This is a genomic window from Elusimicrobiota bacterium (assembly GCA_018816525.1).
Taxonomy (GTDB): Bacteria; Elusimicrobiota; Endomicrobiia; order CG1-02-37-114; family XYA2-FULL-39-19; genus OXYB2-FULL-48-7.
The window spans coordinates 1-2653 of the sequence record JAHIVV010000076.1; the positions used below are offsets into that span (position 1 = coordinate 1).

The window sequence follows — 2653 nt, forward strand, 5'->3', positions numbered from 1 at the left end:
AATATTAACGAACTCTTTTTCTTTCTTTGTGCAAAACCATAAATATTTTGTATGTGCTTTCATTTATTTCTCAGGGATTATCTGAATTTGAACGAATTTATCCGTCAAATATTTGTTGATCACGTTTTTTAGATCCGCCGGTGTAACCTGTTCTATTTCAGAAAGGTACTTCTTGTCGTACTGATAACCTTTGCCTGTTATTTCCCACCATCCCAGGTACCAGCCCTGCCTGGCGCCTGTTTGATGGTCGAGCACTGAAATACCTTTTATATACTTTTTTGCGCCACTAAAACGGTTTACATCTATCGGTTTTGTTTTCAGATCCGACAACACCATATCAACTTTCGCCTTAGCGGTTTCCAGCGATGCTTTATCCAGGCCGATATAGATAACAAGCATGCTCTTGTCTTTTTTGGATTGATAAAATGAGCTGACCTCATAACCCAAACCTGCTTTTTCCCTCAATTCCTGGAAAAGGATAGAGCTCATTCCGCCGCCGAGGTAAGTGTTTAAAACTTTGATTTTCGGGAAATGTTCGTTTGAAACTTCCGGGGCAAGAAATCCATACATCAGGTACGCCTGTTCAAATTTCTTTTTTTCGATTAACGATTTCTGTGTTTGGGTTACTGCCGGAAAATCGTATTTTACGCTTTCTACTGCAGGCAAGCTGTTTAAATACTTTTTTACAACTTTTTTAATTTCACCCAAACCGATATTGCCGGTTACAACCATAACCATATTCTGTGGGCCGTAATGTTTTTTGTGCCAGGCTACGATATCATCGCGGGTAATCTTTTTTATAGTTTCTTCCGTGCCGAAAGTGGTATTTGCATAGGGATGTTTCTGGTATACTGTTTCCCTCAGCAAATCAAGAGTCACGTCAAAAATATGGTCCTGCCTGGATTTTATGCCGGCGATTACGTTGGTTTTTTCCTTTTGAAGCTCATTTTCAGGAAAAGATGGGTTCTGAATAATATCTGCAAAAATTTCAAACGCTTTATTAAAATACTTTTTTGTGATATTGAGCGAAGTCTCGCAATAATCTTCTGTTTCACTTGCCCCGATGCTTCCGCCGAGCGCTTCAATTTCCTTCGATATTTGCTCGTCATTTTTGCTTGCAGTGCCTTTTGTAATAAGCATCTGCATTAAATTCGTCAGTCCCAGCTTATCCGCTGGGTCGCTGACTGAACCCAGTTTTAGAAAAAGCTGAACGCTAACAATGGGCAGGGGTTCTATCTTTTTATAAATAAGAGTCATTCCGTTATCCAGCTGTAATTTTGTAATTTCGTCAGCAGATGCCATAAAAGTGTTACCTCCGATCAAAAGTGAGAGAATTAGTAGGTGTTGAAATATTTTCATTTAGTTTCTGTTTTCTCCGGCATGACTTTTGCCGGCTCTACGATAGATGTTGTCAACCCTGTATAATAAAGGTTCATAAACTTTTTAACATCCATATAACTTACCTTTTCTACGTTGGCCAGGTAGGTTGCAACGAAATCAAGTTTGTTTATTACCATCCAGTAGCCTATGGTCTGCGCCTGCTGGTTGCAGGTTTCAAATTCGTAATACCAGTGGCTTTTCACAAGTTCTTTAGCTTTCTCAAATTCTTCTTTACTTATTTCCTGGTTAATAATCCTGTCAAATTCATTTGAAATTTCCTGTCTTACTTTGTCTGTATTTTTTTGGTCGCACATTACTGATACTACAAACATTCCGCTGCCCAGCTGGGTATAAAAGCCGCTGTTTACAGAATATACTAATTGTTTTTCTTCGCGCAGGCTTCTATTTAAGCGGGAGCTTCTTCCGGAACCCAGAATAATGCTTAAAATATCTCCGACATATTGGGATTTTTCTTCTGCCAACTCTGGGCCAATAAAGCCAGTCATCATATATGTATGCTGAACATCCTTTTTTACCTTCTGAGTAACAGGCGGTTTTACAGGTTCAATTAGATTTTTGCGCTCGGGTACTAGCGCCGGCCTGGATTTGTCGAACAAATTGTTTATCAGGGTTTTTGCATTTTTATATTTGATATCGCCGGCCACGACAACAATCATGTTATTGGGGACATAAAACTTCTTGTAATAATCCATTATGTCTTCCCTGGATAAGCTCGATACAGTTTCAGTTGTTCCGATGACTTCCCATTTGTAAGGTGTTATGGAATAAAGCAGGCTGTTAAAATTCTCAAAGAGGATATGTTCAGGCTGGTCTTTTGACCTTTTTATTTCTTCCAGGATTACAGTTCTTTCCAGTTCCAGTTCATCTTTAGAGAAATTAGCCCGCTGGTTTGCAAGATCAGCCATTATTCTTAAGGCATTATAAAACCCGTCTGTAGATATGTCAATATAAAAATACGTAAACTCTTTAGAGGTTGCCGCATTTATATAGCCGCCGTAGGATTCCACAATGCGTGAAATTTCACCGACAGGAAAGTTTACGGTGCCTTTAAAAAGCATATGTTCTAAACAGTGAGACACTCCGTTGTTCCGGGTGTTTTCATCAATTGACCCGGCACGCACCCAGAGCTGCACGGAAACAAGCGGGATTTTGTGGTCCTCCTTAATGAAAACGTTTAAACCATTTTTAAAAACAGTTTTTTTAAACCCGGATAAGGGAGAAAATCCGGACAATCCTAAAATTGATAGTAAGC

The 2653-nt window shown here is 39.2% G+C and carries 2 protein-coding genes; both read right to left on the reverse strand.

What is annotated here, in order from left to right; all coding sequences use genetic code 11:
- Positions 1–63: 63 nt before the first annotated feature.
- Positions 64–1302, reverse strand: a complete 1239-nt coding sequence (locus KKH91_07345; GenBank protein MBU0952617.1) for an insulinase family protein — start codon at positions 1300–1302, stop codon at positions 64–66.
- 53 nt (positions 1303–1355) lie between these two features.
- On the reverse strand, positions 1356–2653 hold a 1298-nt coding region (locus tag KKH91_07350; GenBank protein ID MBU0952618.1), incomplete at its 5' end, for an insulinase family protein.

Coding starts and splice junctions, on each gene's coding strand:
- KKH91_07345 (MBU0952617.1), bottom strand. CDS start 1,302: ATGGCATCTGCTGACGAAATTACAAAATTACAGCTGGATAACGGAATG.